Genomic DNA, 16,170 nt, shown 5'->3' with positions numbered 1-16,170 from the left:
CCGCTAAACACGGGGGCTGCGCGGCGGACACGCCGACGTCACAGCTACTGCCACGCCATTTTTGCAGAACTTGACGCACACAACTCCGAATTCGACCCATTTTTGCCGTTCCGATATCGGGCCTCACCATCTCCAAGGCGGTACATTCACCCACTATTCGGCGAGAAAAATCTCGTTCCGATCAAAGCCGCCCTACTTCGTTGCAGCGGCTGCGGCTTCCCCCGGCGGCATAATCCGCATCATGAAAGCCGACACCGTTTCCCCGGGTTTGAACGGGCCGGGAACCTGATGGCTGACCGGCTTCACACTTTGGAGGAATGCCGCGATAGCCATGGCGTCATCCGCGGTGAGATGCGCAAAATCGCGCCAAGGCATGATCGGCGCCAGCATACGGCCGTCCGGCCGTTCGCCGGTCTGGATCGCGGTGACGATCTGCTCCGGGGTCCAGCTTCCGATACCGGTCTCCTTGTCAGACGTGATATTGCGGGCGACAAAGACACCAAGACCAGGAATCTCGAAGCCCACATCTGAACCGCCAAGAAAGCGCGACATGTCGGGCTTCCCGAAGAAGTAACCGGGTGTGTGGCAGTCGCTGCAGCCGGCAATCGTAGCCAGATATTCGCCGCGCGCAATCTGTGTGTCGTCGGCCATGGCCGCGTAAGATGGCAGGGCAACAATTGACGCTGTCAAGAATGCAAGATGAATTAGTGTCCGAAACATTGCTTCCTCCCTGCGGTCTGTTCGTGGTTTGTCCGTCGACCTCCCGCGTCGTCAACTGGTCGCAATTCCCCGATTTGGCGACGTCGGGGACGTTAAATTTTAGCATGGCCAGGACGGATTACTATCAGCGATCAATTGGACCGTCGGCACTTGTCGTGTCCGGTTGAGCAACTGTTACGAAGCTCGCTAGCCGACGCACAACGCCTTCGCCTTCTTTGGCGCAACGTGCTCGTCCTGGCAGATGAGCCGAACGGCAACCTACCACCCATCTCGGCCATTGGGGCAGTCAGATGATTGAGTTTGATCCTAGCTGCGCCCGGCAGTTCCGGCCGCGTCAGATCACAGTGTCCGTCCAGCGGACGATTTGCCCGGCCGCATCACCGAACGCCGCGTCGAGCGCGCCGACATAGGCCTGGTTGCCGCTGCCCGAAACGGGCGCGATGGCGCTAAACGTCTTCGAAGCGCGCACTTCGCCGTTGCGGTCGTTCAACAGGCGCACGAACAGCTCGACCTCGGCATGTTGGCCGCCATCGACACGCACCTCGAACGAGCGGATCTCGACGATCACCTGATAGTCGATTGCCAGCCCCTCGCCCGGCTTACCGACGCCGGTGAAGCTGCCCGAGCGCTGGAACGTCTCTGCCAGCCGCGCTTGTACGATCATCGGCAGCCGGTCGGCCCATTGCGCGCCCTTGAGATACTGGATCGATCGCGGCGATGGCTTGATGACGATGTTCTGGCTGTCCAGCGCCTTGAGCGCCGACGGCTGGGCGATGAGGATCTGGCGACGGCTGTGGGCACGCGCTTCCAGCGACGGCGCCGAAAGCTCGAACGTGTCCAGCGGTGCCGGTCCGCCGCCAGGCAAGGCCGCGCAGCTTGCAAGCGCAAGCGCCAGCAACACCGCCCCGCTCTTCAACCCACTCGATCTGATGCTGCCTGAACTGATCGACTTCAAACGCGATCCCCCCCGGATCGTGGAAACAACGCGTATCTGCAAGCTATGTTCTTGCTGTGGGCGGAGGCCGAAGTCAACGGCGCACCCTGCCGTCGAACTGCCGGACCTCGCCCTCGCCGCCGGACAGGATCCGCTGCGGGTTGCGGCTCAGATCGGTTACCGCCTCCTCGATGCGGGTGATCGAACGACGGCTGTCCTGGACCAGCGCTTCGACGTTTTGCAGCCCCTGTCCCGAGAATCGCGCCAGATTGTCGGTGATGGTACCGAGACGGGCGTTCAGCGTGTCGGCGACCTGCTTGAACGATTTCAGCGTCGCTCTCGCGTCGGCCATGACGCCGTCGGCCTGGCCGGAGCCGAGCAGTTTGTCGACCTTGGCAAGAATACCGTCGACTCGCACCGAGGCATCGTTGAGGCGTCCTGCGAGCTGGTGCGCGTCTTTGATGGTTTCATCGATGTCGTCGGCTCGGTTGGCGAACTTGTTGGTCACCTTGGCGATGTCGGCGGCAGCCTCGTTGGCGTTTTCGCTGGCCTTCTGGATGTTGGCCAGCGCGGTGCGAACCTCAGCCGGATCGATGCCGTCGAGAACGCCGTCGACCTTGGCCAGCGTGCCTTGCGTCTTCTGGGCGAAGTCGTTGATCGAGCCGACCGCAGTGTCGACGTTCTTGATGACCGTGTCGAACTGCTTGCTGGTTTCCTTGAGGTTGGAAGTGACCGTGTCGACATTGGCGACGATGCTCTTGATCTGGTCCTTGTCGACGGCGTTGAGTAGCCCTTCCGCCGCCTTCAGAGTGCCGTCGAGCTTGCCCGAAACACCCTTCAATTCGTCCGCCAGCGAGCTGACGCTGGCCAGGAACTTGTCGACCCCGTCCGAATTCCTGGCCAGTGCATCGGAGAAGGTCTGGACATTGTTGACCGTCTGCGTCAGCGGCCCGCGAACGTCCTTGGTGAAGCCTTCGAGCTCCGAAAGGACCTTGTCGGCGCGGGTGAAGATGTTCTGCGCCGTCTGCAGCAGATTGGTGACCGCCGACGGGTTGGCAACGATCTCAGCGACACGGCCTTCCTTTTCCGCCTCGTCGAGGAGTTTTGGCTCCTTGGGGTCGGCGCCCTTGAGCTCGATATTGGCCTGCCCGGTGAGGCCGGCAAGCCCGATATCGGCCTGCGTCGACTTGGTGATCGGCGTATTGCGGTCTATTTCGGTGTCGGCGATGGCAGCGGTCGGATTGTCGACGTCGATATAGACACGGCGCACGTCGCCGACCTTGACGCCGTTGAACAGTACGAAGCTGCCACGGCCGAGTCCCGAAGCCGACCCTGGAATGCGCACGCGCAATATGGTCGTCTCACCCTTGTCGCCGATCGCCGCCGTCCAATAGACGAAAGCGAAAGCCGCGAGGATGGCGGCCAGCGTGAAAATGCCGACAATGACGTAGTTGGCCCTGGTTTCCATTGCTCACTTATGGCTATGCGCGCGCCGCAAGATCAAGTTGCCGGGCGCGTTTTCCGCGGAAATAGGATTTTACCCAGGGTTCCTCGCTCCTGAGCATGTCGTCGATCGTGCCCTCGACCAGCACTTTCTTTTTGCCAAGCACCGCCACGCGGTCGCACGCGGTAAACAGCGTGTCGAGATCGTGCGTGACCATATACACGGTCAAATCCATCGTATCGCGCAGCTTGACGACCAATTCGTCGAACTCAGCCGCGCTGATCGGGTCAAGGCCGGAAGTCGGTTCGTCGAGGAAGACGATATCCGGGTCGAGCGCCAGAGCGCGCGCCAGCGCAGCACGCTTGATCATGCCGCCGGAAAGCTCGGAAGGGAATTTCTGCGCCGCGTCCGGCGGCAGTCCGACCAGCTCGACCTTGAGCATGGCCAGTTCGTCCATCAGCTTCTTCGGCAAATCGAGATATTCGCGCATCGGCACCTGGACGTTTTCGAGGACGGTCAGCGCCGAAAAAAGCGCGCCGTGCTGGAACAGCACGCCAAGCCGCATGTCGATGCGAAGGCGCTCCCTTTCGCTTGCCTTCTCGACGTCGACGCCGAACAGTTTGATTGTTCCCGATTGCTTGCGCGTCAGGCCAAGGATGGTGCGCAAGAGAACAGATTTGCCGGCACCGGAGGCACCGACGAAGCCGAGAATCTCCCCGCGCCAGATGTCGAGCGACAATTTGTCGAGAACGACTTGGTCGGCGAACGACACCGTGACGTCGTGCGCCGACAGCACGATCTCGTCCTCTTTGGCTTTCTCCGCCACCTTGGTCGTGTTTGTGCCCGGCAGCGCCATGTCAGAACTCGATCGCTGCATAGAACATGGCGAAAAGCCCATCGAGGATAATGACCACGAAGATCGACTTCACCACTGAGGCGGTCACATGCTGGCCAAGCGATTCGGCGCTGCCGCCAACCTTCATGCCCTCGACCGAGGCAATTATGCCGATGATCATGGCCATGAAAGGCGCCTTGATCAGGCCGGCAAAGATGGTGCTGAGGTCGATTGCGACACGCAGCCGGTCAATGAACGCTGCCGGTGCAATATCGGAGTAGAGCCATGCAGCCAAAATGCCGCCGCCCAGCGCGGCAAAGTTGGCGATGATCGTCAGGCAAGGTAGCGCGACGACCAGCGCGACCAGCCGCGGAAACACCAGCACGCCGATTGGATTGAGGCCGATCACTTTCAGCGCATCGACCTCCTCGCGCATCTTCATCGAGCCGATCTCGGCGGTGATCGCGCTACCGGAGCGGCCGGCGATCATGATCGCCGTCATCAGCACGCCGAGCTCGCGCAGGATCAGCACGCCGACCAGGTCGACGACGAAGATATCGGCGCCGAAATAGCTGAGCTGATAGGCGCCTTGCTGGGCGACGATCGCACCGACAATGGCCGACATCAGCACAACCACCGGTATGGCGCCAACGCCCATGCGATCGATCTGGTTGAAGATCGCCGCCATGTTGACGGCATGGCCGCGGCCAAGCTTCATCTGCGAGCCGCGTATCGTGGCGCCGAGGATGTTCATTGCGGCCAGGAAATCGTCGCGCATCTCATAAACGCGCCGGCCAACCGCCTCGAGCCCGCGAATGATGAAGTTGGGCGGCTTTGCCGGACCTGATTCGGGCTCGCGTCGAACGGCGTCCCCGACGGCGCCAAGCAGGATCGAGGCGATCTCGCTCTGCCCCTGCATCGTGATCTCGACGCCCTTCTTTTCGAAGCTGCTGACCAGGCGGTCGATCAGCCATGCTCCGGCAGTGTCCATCTTCTCGATTTGTGAGAGGTCGAGCGCCAGCGTCTTGAAGCCGCTGCGCTGCTCGATCTTGCGCATCTCGGCATCGACCAGCGCCACGGTGCGTGTCGTCCAGCTTCCCGAGAAAGCGCAGCCGAGAACGCCGCCCTCCTCGCCGATCGCGATGCGCGGCTGGTGGTCGGGCTCCTTGGCAGGGCCGCTTGCGTCGCGTTTGCGGATGGTCAACATGGCGTCCTGTTTAGCCTGACGGGGCCGACCTGTCGATTTGCCGATATCCTCCTTGTTGCACAGCCGGAGCAGAAAAATATGGCGCGTGTCATTTCGGTCGAGGCCGAGCGCTTTCCTATTGCCGGGACCTTCACCATTTCGCGCGGCTCGAAGACCGAGGCTGAGGTGATTTCCTGCGCCATCAGCGAAGACGGCCATACCGGGCGCGGCGAATGTGTCCCTTACAAGCGCTATGGCGAGACCGTGGAGGGTGTGCGCGACGCGATCGAGGCGATGCGCGGTGAGATCGCGGGCGGCATCAGCCGCACCGCCCTGCTCGGTGCCATGCCTGCGGGTGCGGCACGCAATGCCATCGATTGCGCGCTCTGGGACCTGGAATCGAAGATCAGCGGAACACCGGTGGCGCATATGATACGAACCGTTCCGTTACGGGCGCTTGAGACGGCGTACACACTGTCGCTCGCCGAGCCCGAGGCGATGGCGGCGCAAGCCCGCGCCAACGCCCAGCGCCCGCTGCTCAAGGTCAAGATCGGCGGCGACAACGACATCGCCCGCATCCGTGCAGTGACGGCGGCGGCACCCGACAGCCGAATCATTCTCGACGCCAATGAGGGCTGGAATGACGACAATATCGTCGCAAACCTCGCCTTTGCCGCCGAGCACGGTATCGCCTTGATCGAACAGCCGCTGCGGGCGGGACATGACGGTATTCTTCGCCACATCGCGCATCCGGTGCCGATCTGCGCCGACGAAAGCGTGCACGAGGCGAAGGACCTCGACGCGCTTGTCGGCCTCTACGACGCCATCAACATCAAGCTCGACAAATCGGGTGGCCTGACCGCAGCACTCGTGCTTCGCGACCGCGCCCGCGAACTGGGTCTTGGCGTCATGGTCGGCTGCATGGTCGGCACATCGCTTGCGATGGCGCCGGCCGTGCTGTTGGCGCAGGATGCCCATTTCGTCGATCTCGACGGTCCGTTGCTGCTAGCCTGCGACCGCGTTCCAGGTCTCGTCTACCAAGGTTCGCTGGTGTCACCGCCCGAGCCAGCGCTGTGGGGCTGAACGCGCGGCAAGCCCGATCAGCGCCAGGCCCGTCAGGGCGATGGGGATCATCGCAAAGAAGCCATTCGCGCCGAAGCGATCGTAAAGAGGACCTGAAATCAGCGTTGCCACCGCCATGAAGAAGCCGTTGGAGAAATAGGCGATGCCTTGCGCCGCCCCGGTGCGTTCTTCCGCGATTGTCTCACCGATCATCTTTTGCAGGCCGATCAGCACCAGCGCCACCGAGACGGCGTGCAGTGTCTGGATCGCGAAGAACCCGCCAACGCCAAGCCCGAGCGGCCAGATCAGGGGGAAGGCAATCCAGCGCACGATCGCGCCTATCCCGGCAATCAGCATGATCGAGACGACCGAGAAGGAGGCGAAAGCCCGGGTGAAGACGACGAACATGCATATCTCGGCGACGACGCCCCACCCCCACAGCAGCCCGACAACCGAATCGCTGATGCCGATCGACTTCCAGTATATCGACACGAAGCCGTAGAGAAACGCGTGGCTGGCGGTGATGATGCCGACGCCGGTCGAAAAGTAGAGGAAGTACCGGTTGAGGAGTTTCGGTGCCGATTGCTGGATATCGGCGGCTGAAAGCGGCGAGGCGCGGCGCGGACGGCCGAGGCGCGGCGCGATCAGTCCGGCGGCTAGCGCGGCGCATAACGACACGAAGATGATCACCGGGACAGCCTGGGCACCGCTCGCCGACAGGATGAAGCCGCCGGCGAGATTGGCGCAGAGATAGGAGATCGAGCCCCATTTGCGCATGCCGGCGTAGTTCGAGCCGAAGCGGCGAACACCTGAAAGGGCGAGCGAATCGGCAATCGGCGAATGCGGCGTCCAGACGACCGTCAGCGCCAATGACACGGCAAGTACCATTGCGTAGGTCGGCGGCAGGAAGTAACCGGCCGACAGGATCAGCGATGCGGCGACCAGCGCGACATAGACATTGGCGCGGTCGCTCGCTTTGTCTGCCAGAGCGGTAAGAAAAGGCGTCGTCGCCACGCGCAGGAACATCGGCGCAGCGAGGATCACGGCTATCTGCTCGGCATGGAACCCCTTCGCCTGCAGCCACAGCGGGAAATAGGGCACATGCGTTCCGAGCGGAACGAAGAGCGTGAAGAAGATCAAGCTCATGCGCAGTTCGAAATGGCGTGGCTTGACGAGCTGTTCGGGCGAAAGCGGCGGCAGCGAGGACATTAACAGGCGATCCGTCGGCACGGCATTCAGCCGGGTCGGCCCACCACACCAGCCGCTGCATAACACGGCGAAAAAGTGGATGAAACCGCTGGACTAACCGATTAAAGCGAGGTGAGGCCGGGTTTGGTCAAGCCGCCTGGACTGCCCTGCCCTTGATGTCGATCGGCACGAGCACCTCGCTGCCGACCGGAGTCTCCGGCAGGACATGCGCCCAATGCAGTATCTCCATCCGGCCGTCAAAATGCTCGACCACCGCCGTGCAGCTCTCCACCCAATCGCCGGTGTTGATGTACTGCACGTCCTCGTAGCTTTCGATCGCCGCATGGTGGATGTGCCCGCAGATCACGCCGTCGACATGCGAGCGGCGCGCCTCCTCGCTCAGCACGGTCTGGAACGAGCCGATGAAATTCACCGCCTTCTTGACCTTGACCTTGGCCCAGGACGAGAACGACCAGTAAGGCAGGCCGAGCACTTGGCGCAGGCGCGTGATGACGCGATTGACCAGCATCGCCGCGTCATAGGCATAGTCGCCCAGATAGGCCAGCCAGCGCGCATTGTGGACGACGGTGTCGAACTGGTCGCCATGGATGACAAGAAGGCGTTTGCCATCGGCGGTCTCGTGGACGGCGCGATCGGCGACGACAATGCCGCCGAAATGCACACCTTGAAACTGCCGCGCGAACTCGTCATGGTTGCCGGCGATGTAGGTGATGCTGGCGCCCTTGCGCGCCTTGCGCAGCAATTTCTGGACCACGTCATTGTGGCTCTGCGGCCAGTGCCAGCTCCGTCTCAAGCGCCAGCCGTCGACGATATCGCCGACGAGATAGATGATATCGGCATCGTGATGGCGCAGGAAATCGATCAGGAACTCGGCCTTCGCCGCCTTCGATCCGAGATGGACGTCGGAGATGAACATGCTGCGGAAAGTGCGGGGCTCTGCGCCAGACATCATTTGTCACCGTTGCTTTCGCGTGAGGCTATGCCCCGATTCATGCAACAACCGTATGACGGTTGCGATTGGTCCAGCCATACGGGTAGGTTGCCGCGGCAATCAGAGGAGAAAATCACCATGGATCTCGGCATTCGCGGCAAGAAGGCCATCGTCTGCGCCTCGAGCAAGGGGCTGGGACGCGGTTGCGCCATGGCGCTGGCAGAGGCAGGCTGCGATCTGGTCGTCAACGGCCGCAACGCCGACGTGCTGGCCAAAACCGCCGCCGAACTGCGCGAGAAATTCGGCGTCAGCGTGACCGAGATCGTCGGCGACGTATCCAAACCCGACGTCCAGAAGGCGCTGCTTGCCGCCTGCCCCGATCCCGACATCCTCGTCAACAACAATGGCGGTCCGCCGCTTCGCGATTTCCGTGCGCTCGATCGGGAAAAGATCCTCGAAGGCGTCACCCAGAACATGGTGACCCCTGTCGAGCTGGTTCAGGCCGTGATCGACGGCATGGCGGCGCGCGGCTTCGGCCGCATCGTCAACATCACCTCGCTGTCGGTCTATGTTCCTATCCCCGGCCTCGACCTGTCGTCCGGAGCCCGCGCTGGCCTCACGTCGTTCCTGGCAGGCGTCGCGCGGACGGTGATCGACCGCAATGTGACGATCAACAACATGCTGCCGGGAAAACTCGATACCGACCGGCTGCGCGGCCCGCATGAGGCCGGCACACCCGAAGACCCGGCCGCCGCCGCCGCGCGCAAAGCCAAGGCCGCGGCCAACGTTCCGGCCAAGCGACTCGGCACGCCGGAGGAATTCGGCCAGATCTGCGCCTTCCTGTGCTCGGTTCACGCCGGTTACCTGACCGGACAGAACATACCGGTCGACGGCGGCCTCTACGTCAGCGCGTTCTGAACAGCGGAGAGGAAAAGACCTGAATAGCGCGGCAGGATTTTAGCACAACTAACTGAAACAAATCGATTTTACTCGTTTCGCAAGGCAAAATGGCGGTTGCGTCATTTGGCATCGTGAAAAACCAATTCTGCATGTTAAAAGGCTTCAAGGCAGGATCGCAGGGAGGCGGCCGTCATGACAGGCGAAAGCAAGAAGGCGGCGCGATCCGACCTGGACGAAGCTGCGCTCTACTTCCACAAGCACCCCCGGCCCGGAAAGCTTGAAATCCAGGCGACGAAGCCGCTCGGCAATCAGCGCGACCTGGCGCTTGCCTATTCGCCCGGGGTCGCCGCCCCCTGCCTTGAAATCCGCGACGATCCGGCAACTGCCGCAGACTATACAGCCCGCGCCAATCTTGTTGGCGTCGTCACCAACGGTTCGGCGGTGCTGGGCCTCGGCAATATCGGACCGCTCGCCTCCAAGCCGGTGATGGAAGGCAAGGCGGTGCTGTTCAAGAAGTTCGCCGGCATCGATGTCTTCGACATCGAGATCGATGCACCGGGCATCGAGCGCATGGTCGAGACGATCTCGGCGCTGGAACCGACCTTCGGCGGCATCAACCTTGAGGACATCAAGGCGCCCGAGTGCTTCGAGGTCGAGGAGCAGTTGAAAGCGCGCATGGGCATACCGGTCTTCCATGACGATCAGCACGGCACCGCCATCATCGTCGCCGCCGCCGTGCTCAATGGGCTGGAATTCGCCGGCAAGTCCATCTCCGACATCAAGATCGTCACGTCGGGGGCAGGTGCTGCGGCGCTTGCATGCCTCAACCTTCTGGTCTCGCTCGGCGCGCGGGTCGAAAACATCTGGGTCACCGACCGGTTCGGCGTCGCCCATAAGGGCCGCGTCGAGGAGATGGACCGCTGGAAAGATCCTTATGTGAAGGATACCGAAGCGCGCACGCTGGCCGACGTTCTGCCCGGCGCCGACGTGTTTCTCGGCCTGTCTGCCGCCGGCGTGCTGAAGCCGGAATTGCTTCACCACATGGCGCCCAAGCCGCTGATCCTGGCGCTGGCCAACCCCAATCCCGAGATCATGCCGGAAGCGGCACGGGCAGCACGGCCCGACGCGATGATCTGCACGGGCCGCTCCGATTTCCCCAATCAAGTCAATAACGTACTCTGTTTTCCTTACATCTTCCGTGGCGCGCTGGATTGCGGCGCAAGCGCCATCAACGAAGAGATGAAGATGGCCGCGGTGCGAGCGATTGCAGCGCTTGCCCGCGAAGAGCCGTCCGACGTTGCCGCGCGCGCCTATTCCGGCGAGACGCCGATCTTCGGCCCGGAGTTCCTGATCCCCTCACCTTTCGACCCGCGACTGATCCTGCGCATTGCCCCTGCCGTCGCCAAGGCAGCCTGCGAGAGCGGCGTCGCGACCCGGCCGATCACCGATTTCGCCGCCTATGTCGACAAGCTGAACCGCTTCGTCTTCCGCTCCGGCCTGGTCATGAAGCCGGTATTCTCGATGGCCAAGACGTCGAGCGCCAAGCGCGTCATCTATGCCGATGGCGAGGACGAGCGCGTACTTCGCGCCGCGCAAGTCGTGCTCGAGGAAGGCATTGCCGAACCGATCCTGATCGGCCGCCCGCATGTCATCGAGGTGCGGCTGAAGCGCTACGGGCTGCGCATCAAGCCGGGCGTCGATTTCGGCTTGATCAACCCGGAAGACGATCCGCGTTACCGCCACTATGTCGACCTTTTGATCGAGCTTGCCGGCCGGCGTGGGGTGACGACGGAAGCGGCGCGCACCATGGTGCGCACCGACAATACGGTGATCGCCGCCCTTGCCCTGAAGCGCGGCGACGCCGACGCCATGGTCTGCGGCCTTGAGGGCCGTTTCGAGCGTCATTTGCGCAACGTGACGCTGATCATCGGGCCGCGCGCCGGCATCAAGGATCGCGACCTGTCGACGCTTTCCATGCTGATTTCGCAGCGCGGCATCATTTTCCTCACCGACACCCATGTCTCCGTCGATCCGACCGCCGAGGAGATTGCTGAGATGACCGTTTTGGCGGCCGAGGAGATTCAGCGTTTCGGCATCGAGCCCAAGGCAGCGCTGCTGTCGCATTCGGATTTTGGCTCCCGCGATTCGCCAAGCGCCATGAAGATGCGGCAGGCGGCGGCGATCTTGGCGCGCATCGCGCCCGACCTGCAATGCGACGGCGAGATGCATGCCGACTCGGCGCTATCGGAGCAGCTGCGCCAGCGCGTCTATCCGCATTCGCGGCTGAAGGGCGAAGCCAATCTGCTGGTGTTCCCCAATCTCGATTCGGCGAACATCACGCTGACCGCGCTGCGCACGATGATGGACGCGCTGCATGTCGGCCCGATCCTGCTCGGCACCGACAGCCCGGCGCACATATTGACGCCGTCGGTCACCTCGCGCGGCGTCGTCAATATGACGGCACTGGCCGTGGTCGAAGCCGCGCATAAGGCGCAAGCCATCGTCGATCTGGGCTAGCCGTGGGCTTTCTCAGATTGGCCCGAACCGGAAATGCCCTGTCTGCCTGAAGGCAAACAAAGTGTCCTCTTCCCTGGCGCCGCCACCGATATTGTGAATGACCAGCCCTCTTGTCGGCACCACAGTGGAGCGATTGGACGACACGATGGCAATATGCGACAGATTGCCGGGCAGCATCTGGGCGACGAGATCCCCAGGCCGATAGTCGGCGGGGTCTTGGCTGACGGGCAAGGCAGCACCGCGCCGCTCAAAATAGACCGCAAGATTGGGCACACGGCGGTGGTCGATACGGAAGCGGCGCGCACCATGGTGCGCACCGACAATACGGTGATCGCCGCCCTTGCCCTGAAGCGCGGCGACGCCGACGCCATGGTCTGCGGCCTTGAGGGCCGTTTCGAGCGTCATTTGCGCAACGTGACGCTGATCATCGGGCCGCGCGCCGGCATCAAGGATCGCGACCTGTCGACGCTTTCCATGCTGATTTCGCAGCGCGGCATCATTTTCCTCACCGACACCCATGTCTCCGTCGATCCGACCGCCGAGGAGATTGCTGAGATGACCGTTTTGGCGGCCGAGGAGATTCAGCGTTTCGGCATCGAGCCCAAGGCAGCGCTGCTGTCGCATTCGGATTTTGGCTCCCGCGATTCGCCAAGCGCCATGAAGATGCGGCAGGCGGCGGCGATCTTGGCGCGCATCGCGCCCGACCTGCAATGCGACGGCGAGATGCATGCCGACTCGGCGCTATCGGAGCAGCTGCGCCAGCGCGTCTATCCGCATTCGCGGCTGAAGGGCGAAGCCAATCTGCTGGTGTTCCCCAATCTCGATTCGGCGAACATCACGCTGACCGCGCTGCGCACGATGATGGACGCGCTGCATGTCGGCCCGATCCTGCTCGGCACCGACAGCCCGGCGCACATATTGACGCCGTCGGTCACCTCGCGCGGCGTCGTCAATATGACGGCACTGGCCGTGGTCGAAGCCGCGCATAAGGCGCAAGCCATCGTCGATCTGGGCTAGCCGTGGGCTTTCTCAGATTGGCCCGAACCGGAAATGCCCTGTCTGCCTGAAGGCAAACAAAGTGTCCTCTTCCCTGGCGCCGCCACCGATATTGTGAATGACCAGCCCTCTTGTCGGCACCACAGTGGAGCGATTGGACGACACGATGGCAATATGCGACAGATTGCCGGGCAGCATCTGGGCGACGAGATCCCCAGGCCGATAGTCGGCGGGGTCTTGGCTGACGGGCAAGGCAGCACCGCGCCGCTCAAAATAGACCGCAAGATTGGGCACACGGCGGTGGTCGATGTTGCGGTCGGGCGCTTTCAGGCCCCAAGCCTTCGGATAGGCGGCAAAATTGGCCCGCATATCCTCATGCACCAATTCTTGCAGATCGAGATCGAAGGCGCGGCGATAGGCACGGATCACGACATCCGTGCACACACCCCGCTCGGGCTCAACGTCCCCGCCCGGATAGGCCAGGCGTGTATAGGTCGGATCGTAGAGCGTGGTGACGCCGATCTGCTCACGGGCGGCTTCGACCAATTTGGTGCCCCAATCCGGCGTGATGGGCTTTTCCTGCGCCATGGCAACCGGCATCGCCAGGCACAAAAGGCCAAATTGCACTGCGGCTCGACGGGTAATCGCGGTCATGCCAAGCCTCCGGGCATTGCTGGATCCAGGCATTCTTCTGGGCGAATACGCCTTTTTCGTGCAACGCCAGGGTGTCGCGGTCCTGACAATGTCCGAGTATGCCGTGCGGCGTGGTCGATATGACGCGCTGGTTGTGGTCGAAGCCGCGCACAAGGCGCAAGCCATCGCCGATTTGGGCTGAAGCCGGAATCAGCGATATGCTAAACAAACGCTTAACCGCAAGCGCGGTAGCTTTCAGAACGGCAGACAGGCGGAGTTCCGGAGCGATGACGGGCGCACGTTGGAAGCTGACGCGGGCCGCCGCGCTGCTCGGTGCCCTGCTACTGTGCGACATCGCCGTCACTCAGGCGCAGGCCGCCTCCCGCCTCTGCCGCCAGCTTGAAACCGATCTTGCTGCCGCTTCTCGTGGTGGCGGCGGCAAACCGGCCTTGCTCAGGAAATATGACGACGCGATCGCCCGGCAGCGCCAGCAGATTTCAAAGGCCGTCAGCCAATCCAGCAGCGCCGGCTGCGGCTTTTCGCTGTCTCGCCGCAACGCCAACGTATGCGCGGCACTCGACGCCACCATCGATCGCATGGCTGCCAATCTCGACGACTTGCAGGCCAAGCGCGCTGAGCTTGACAGCGGTGGTTCGCGACGCGATCGCGCGCGCATATTGACCTCGCTTGACGCCAATGGCTGCCGCGACGAAGCGGCGCCATCAAAGCCCGCACCGGTTCGCGAAGCCAGCGATGAAAACGGCAACGGAAACCTGCTCGAGCAGCTTTTGGGCAGTGAATCCGATGCGCCCGACCAGCGTGAAGAGCCCAGCCAGGCTGAAGAGCTAAGTCAGCCGGGCAACATCCGCACCCTGCTCAACAACGCCGACATGGGCCAGCCGCGAGGAGAATTCCGCACCATGTGTGTGCGGACCTGCGACGGTTATTTCTTCCCGATGTCGAATGCTGCCTCGCTCGGCGATTTCGAGCGCGACCAGAAGAATTGCGAATCGAGCTGCCCCGGCACCGAGATGCAGGTTTTCTACACGCGCGGCATGAACAGCGATTCGGCGTCCATGACGTCTTCGGTGACCGGCAGGCCTTATATCGAACTGCCGACGGCCTACCTCTACAAGCAGTCCGACATGCCACGGCCGCCGGCATGCGGCTGCAATGCCGCGCAGAATTTCGAAATCATCGCCGGCAACCCGCCCAGCCCGGAACGATCCGAAGCGAACGTGGAGACCACTCCGTTCATTCCGGTGCCGGTTGCCAGGCCTGATCCGGGCGCCGACCCGGAGACCTTGGCCAACGCGGAAGGCGGCCTCGACCGTGAGGCGATCAGACGCCTTGCCGTCAAACCCGTGCCTTCGCTGACGTCCCTGCCGCCGCCCGAACAGCGCAAGGTCAGGGTCGTCGGGCCAACGTTCCTTCCCGACCCAGCAGCGGCAACAGATCTGCAAGCTCCGGACCCGAAGGCTGTCCCGTAAGCGCCAGCCTCAGCGGCATGAACAGCGCCTTGCCCTTACGGCCGCTCGCCGCTCGGATTTTGCCGGTCCAGTCTTTCCAGACGGTGCCGTTCCAAGGCTCCTCCGGCAGCAGTTCGAACGCATGGCGAAGAAAGTCGCGGTCATCGTCGGAAAACTCCGCCGGCTCCTCTGGACCGTCGCGAAGTGTGCGCCACCAGATCGCCGCATCGGCCAGCCTGTCGAGATTGCCGCGCACCGCCAGCCAGAAAGGCTCGGCCTGTTCGCCAGAGATGCCGAGCACGATCAGCCGGTCGCGCGCCTCGGAAAAGGGCATGTGGTGCAGCAGCGTGCGGTTGAGCACGAAGAGCTCGTCCGGATCGAATTTGGCGGCGGATTTCGATGTTGCCGCCGGATCGAAGCGCTCGGCAAGTTCAGCCATCGTCGGCACCGCCACGACGTTTTCCGAGGTACCGACGAGTACCGCCAGCGAAGCGACCGCCATTGGCTCTATGCCGCTCTCACGCAGGCTCTGTATGGACAGCGCGCCGGTGCGCTTGGAAAGCCCCTCGCCTGATGCTGTTGTCAGAAGATTGTGGTGGCCGAACACCGGCGGCTCGGCGCTGAGCGCCCGGAACAGGGCTATCTGGACGCCGGTATTGGTGACGTGGTCGTCGCCACGAATGACATGGCTGACGCCCATGTCGATGTCGTCGATCACCGAAGGCAGTGTGTAGAGATAGGTGCCGTCCTCGCGCCGCAGAACGGGATCTGAAAGCGAGGCGAGGTCGACGGTCTCCTCGCCGCGCACCAGGTCGTTCCAGTGGATTTCGGTGCGCTCCGGCTGCAGCGGATCGCTGCTGAAGTTGGGCAGCAGAAAGCGCCAGTGCGGCCGCCGGCCATCGGCCTCATATTCCGCGACCTGCTCGGGTGCCAGCGTCAGCGCCTCGCGGCCATAGACTGGCGGCAGGCCACGCGTGCGGCGCACCTTGCGCCTCAGGTCGAGCTCTTCAGGCGTCTCATAGCAGGCATAGACGAGGCGGGCCTCCTTCAGCCTTTCCAGTGCGGCATCATAGATTTCGACCCGCCGCGACTGATACTCCGTGGCATCGGGGAAGATGCCCAACCAATGCAGATCATAAAGGATGGCGTCGGAAAATTCCTGCGTCGAACGGGCAACGTCGGTATCGTCGAAGCGCTGGATGAAGCGGCCCTTGTTCTTGATGGCGAACAGCCAGTTGAACAAAGCGGTGCGCGCATTGCCGATATGGATGCGGCCGGTCGGTGACGGGGCGAAACGGACGGTAACTGTCATGAGCGGGGCGTACCGGATGGTT

At 62.7% G+C, this 16,170-nt stretch carries 15 protein-coding genes and 1 pseudogene; 6 read left to right on the top strand and 10 right to left on the bottom strand.

Going from position 1 to position 16,170, the window contains the following annotated elements; genetic code table 11:
• Positions 1 to 192: 192 nt before the first annotated feature.
• The 5 genes from NKH29_RS03010 to NKH29_RS02990 all read right to left on the bottom strand — a co-directional run bounded on the left by NKH29_RS03010 (position 193) and on the right by NKH29_RS02990 (position 5,140).
• Complete coding sequence (locus NKH29_RS03010; protein ID WP_502911199.1) at positions 193 to 720, bottom strand: c-type cytochrome; 528 nt, start codon at positions 718 to 720, stop codon at positions 193 to 195.
• A 334-nt stretch (positions 721 to 1,054) separates the two neighbouring features.
• Complete coding sequence (locus tag NKH29_RS03005; RefSeq protein ID WP_502896293.1) at positions 1,055 to 1,675, bottom strand: ABC-type transport auxiliary lipoprotein family protein; 621 nt, start codon at positions 1,673 to 1,675, stop codon at positions 1,055 to 1,057.
• Between the two features lie 73 nt (positions 1,676 to 1,748).
• On the bottom strand, positions 1,749 to 3,122 hold the full coding sequence (locus NKH29_RS03000; protein ID WP_023720067.1) for an MlaD family protein: 1,374 nt from the start codon (positions 3,120 to 3,122) through the stop codon (positions 1,749 to 1,751).
• Positions 3,123 to 3,135: 13 nt separating this feature from the next.
• The gene (locus tag NKH29_RS02995) at positions 3,136 to 3,954 is read right to left on the bottom strand and encodes an ABC transporter ATP-binding protein (RefSeq protein WP_023720068.1); all 819 of its coding nucleotides are present in this window, start codon (positions 3,952 to 3,954) and stop codon (positions 3,136 to 3,138) included.
• A gap of 1 nt (position 3,955) precedes the next feature.
• Entirely contained in the window at positions 3,956 to 5,140 is a 1,185-nt protein-coding gene (locus NKH29_RS02990) for an ABC transporter permease (protein ID WP_023720069.1), read from the bottom strand.
• A 78-nt stretch (positions 5,141 to 5,218) separates the two neighbouring features.
• Here NKH29_RS02990 and dgcA point away from each other — a divergent pair, with 78 nt between their 5' ends.
• Positions 5,219 to 6,202, top strand: coding sequence for an N-acetyl-D-Glu racemase DgcA (gene dgcA, locus NKH29_RS02985; RefSeq protein ID WP_352998964.1), 984 nt, complete (start codon positions 5,219 to 5,221; stop codon positions 6,200 to 6,202).
• On the opposite strand, the gene NKH29_RS02980 is transcribed toward dgcA, so the two are convergent.
• The gene (locus tag NKH29_RS02980) at positions 6,173 to 7,390 is read right to left on the bottom strand and encodes an MFS transporter (RefSeq protein ID WP_352494568.1); all 1,218 of its coding nucleotides are present in this window, start codon (positions 7,388 to 7,390) and stop codon (positions 6,173 to 6,175) included. The genes dgcA and NKH29_RS02980 overlap by 30 nt on opposite strands.
• Positions 7,391 to 7,517: 127 nt before the next feature.
• A complete protein-coding gene (locus tag NKH29_RS02975; RefSeq protein WP_502896861.1) occupies positions 7,518 to 8,306 on the bottom strand; it encodes a UDP-2,3-diacylglucosamine diphosphatase in 789 nt (262 codons plus the stop codon).
• A 153-nt stretch (positions 8,307 to 8,459) separates the two neighbouring features.
• On the opposite strand from NKH29_RS02975, the gene NKH29_RS02970 reads away from it, so the two are divergent.
• The gene (locus NKH29_RS02970) at positions 8,460 to 9,239 is read left to right on the top strand and encodes an SDR family oxidoreductase (RefSeq protein ID WP_023720073.1); all 780 of its coding nucleotides are present in this window, start codon (positions 8,460 to 8,462) and stop codon (positions 9,237 to 9,239) included.
• Positions 9,240 to 9,413: 174 nt separating this feature from the next.
• Entirely contained in the window at positions 9,414 to 11,738 is a 2,325-nt protein-coding gene (locus tag NKH29_RS02965) for an NADP-dependent malic enzyme (RefSeq protein WP_352482220.1), read from the top strand.
• 12 nt (positions 11,739 to 11,750) lie between these two features.
• On the opposite strand, the gene NKH29_RS02960 is transcribed toward NKH29_RS02965, so the two are convergent.
• Complete coding sequence (locus NKH29_RS02960; RefSeq protein ID WP_352998962.1) at positions 11,751 to 11,969, bottom strand: DUF1287 domain-containing protein; 219 nt, start codon at positions 11,967 to 11,969, stop codon at positions 11,751 to 11,753.
• A 51-nt stretch (positions 11,970 to 12,020) separates the two neighbouring features.
• Here NKH29_RS02960 and NKH29_RS02955 point away from each other — a divergent pair.
• Positions 12,021 to 12,755 (top strand): annotated as a pseudogene (locus tag NKH29_RS02955) (phosphate acyltransferase); the annotation flags it as partial.
• A 12-nt stretch (positions 12,756 to 12,767) separates the two neighbouring features.
• Here the strand turns inward: NKH29_RS02955 and NKH29_RS02950 are convergent.
• A complete protein-coding gene (locus tag NKH29_RS02950; protein WP_051409694.1) occupies positions 12,768 to 13,388 on the bottom strand; it encodes a DUF1287 domain-containing protein in 621 nt (206 codons plus the stop codon).
• On the opposite strand from NKH29_RS02950, the gene NKH29_RS02945 reads away from it, so the two are divergent.
• Together NKH29_RS02945 and NKH29_RS02940 are read left to right on the top strand one after the other, a co-directional pair.
• Positions 13,387 to 13,569 carry a hypothetical protein gene (locus NKH29_RS02945; protein WP_023720079.1) on the top strand — a complete coding sequence of 61 codons (183 nt, stop codon included), beginning with the start codon at positions 13,387 to 13,389 and terminating at the stop codon, positions 13,567 to 13,569. The genes NKH29_RS02950 and NKH29_RS02945 overlap by 2 nt on opposite strands.
• Before the next feature lie 85 nt (positions 13,570 to 13,654).
• Entirely contained in the window at positions 13,655 to 14,857 is a 1,203-nt protein-coding gene (locus NKH29_RS02940) for a DUF2865 domain-containing protein (protein ID WP_352587032.1), read from the top strand.
• On the opposite strand, the gene gltX is transcribed toward NKH29_RS02940, so the two are convergent.
• Positions 14,775 to 16,148 (bottom strand): glutamate--tRNA ligase, encoded by a 1,374-nt coding sequence (gene gltX / locus NKH29_RS02935; protein WP_352998960.1) that lies wholly within the window; start codon positions 16,146 to 16,148, stop codon positions 14,775 to 14,777. The two genes, NKH29_RS02940 and gltX, sit on opposite strands and share 83 nt — an antisense overlap.
• Between the last annotated feature and the right edge of the window lie 22 nt (positions 16,149 to 16,170).

Origin of the sequence: Mesorhizobium sp. M1295 (assembly GCF_040318135.1) — a bacterium.
GTDB lineage: Bacteria > Pseudomonadota > Alphaproteobacteria > Rhizobiales > Rhizobiaceae > Mesorhizobium.
This window is presented reverse-complemented; position numbering and strand designations above follow the sequence as displayed.

What these genes read in the sequence shown, in the direction of transcription:
- NKH29_RS03010 (WP_502911199.1), bottom strand. Translation starts at nt 720, where the DNA reads ATGTTTCGGACACTAATTCATCTTGCATTCTTGACAGCGTCAATTGTT.
- NKH29_RS03000 (WP_023720067.1), bottom strand. Translation starts at nt 3,122, where the DNA reads ATGGAAACCAGGGCCAACTACGTCATTGTCGGCATTTTCACGCTGGCC.
- NKH29_RS02995 (WP_023720068.1), bottom strand. Translation starts at nt 3,954, where the DNA reads ATGGCGCTGCCGGGCACAAACACGACCAAGGTGGCGGAGAAAGCCAAA.
- NKH29_RS02990 (WP_023720069.1), bottom strand. Translation starts at nt 5,140, where the DNA reads ATGTTGACCATCCGCAAACGCGACGCAAGCGGCCCTGCCAAGGAGCCC.
- dgcA (WP_352998964.1), top strand. Translation starts at nt 5,219, where the DNA reads ATGGCGCGTGTCATTTCGGTCGAGGCCGAGCGCTTTCCTATTGCCGGG.
- NKH29_RS02980 (WP_352494568.1), bottom strand. Translation starts at nt 7,390, where the DNA reads ATGTCCTCGCTGCCGCCGCTTTCGCCCGAACAGCTCGTCAAGCCACGC.
- NKH29_RS02975 (WP_502896861.1), bottom strand. Translation starts at nt 8,306, where the DNA reads ATGTTCATCTCCGACGTCCATCTCGGATCGAAGGCGGCGAAGGCCGAG.
- NKH29_RS02970 (WP_023720073.1), top strand. Translation starts at nt 8,460, where the DNA reads ATGGATCTCGGCATTCGCGGCAAGAAGGCCATCGTCTGCGCCTCGAGC.
- NKH29_RS02965 (WP_352482220.1), top strand. Translation starts at nt 9,414, where the DNA reads ATGACAGGCGAAAGCAAGAAGGCGGCGCGATCCGACCTGGACGAAGCT.
- NKH29_RS02945 (WP_023720079.1), top strand. Translation starts at nt 13,387, where the DNA reads ATGCCAAGCCTCCGGGCATTGCTGGATCCAGGCATTCTTCTGGGCGAA.
- NKH29_RS02950 (WP_051409694.1), bottom strand. Translation starts at nt 13,388, where the DNA reads ATGACCGCGATTACCCGTCGAGCCGCAGTGCAATTTGGCCTTTTGTGC.
- NKH29_RS02940 (WP_352587032.1), top strand. Translation starts at nt 13,655, where the DNA reads ATGACGGGCGCACGTTGGAAGCTGACGCGGGCCGCCGCGCTGCTCGGT.
- gltX (WP_352998960.1), bottom strand. Translation starts at nt 16,148, where the DNA reads ATGACAGTTACCGTCCGTTTCGCCCCGTCACCGACCGGCCGCATCCAT.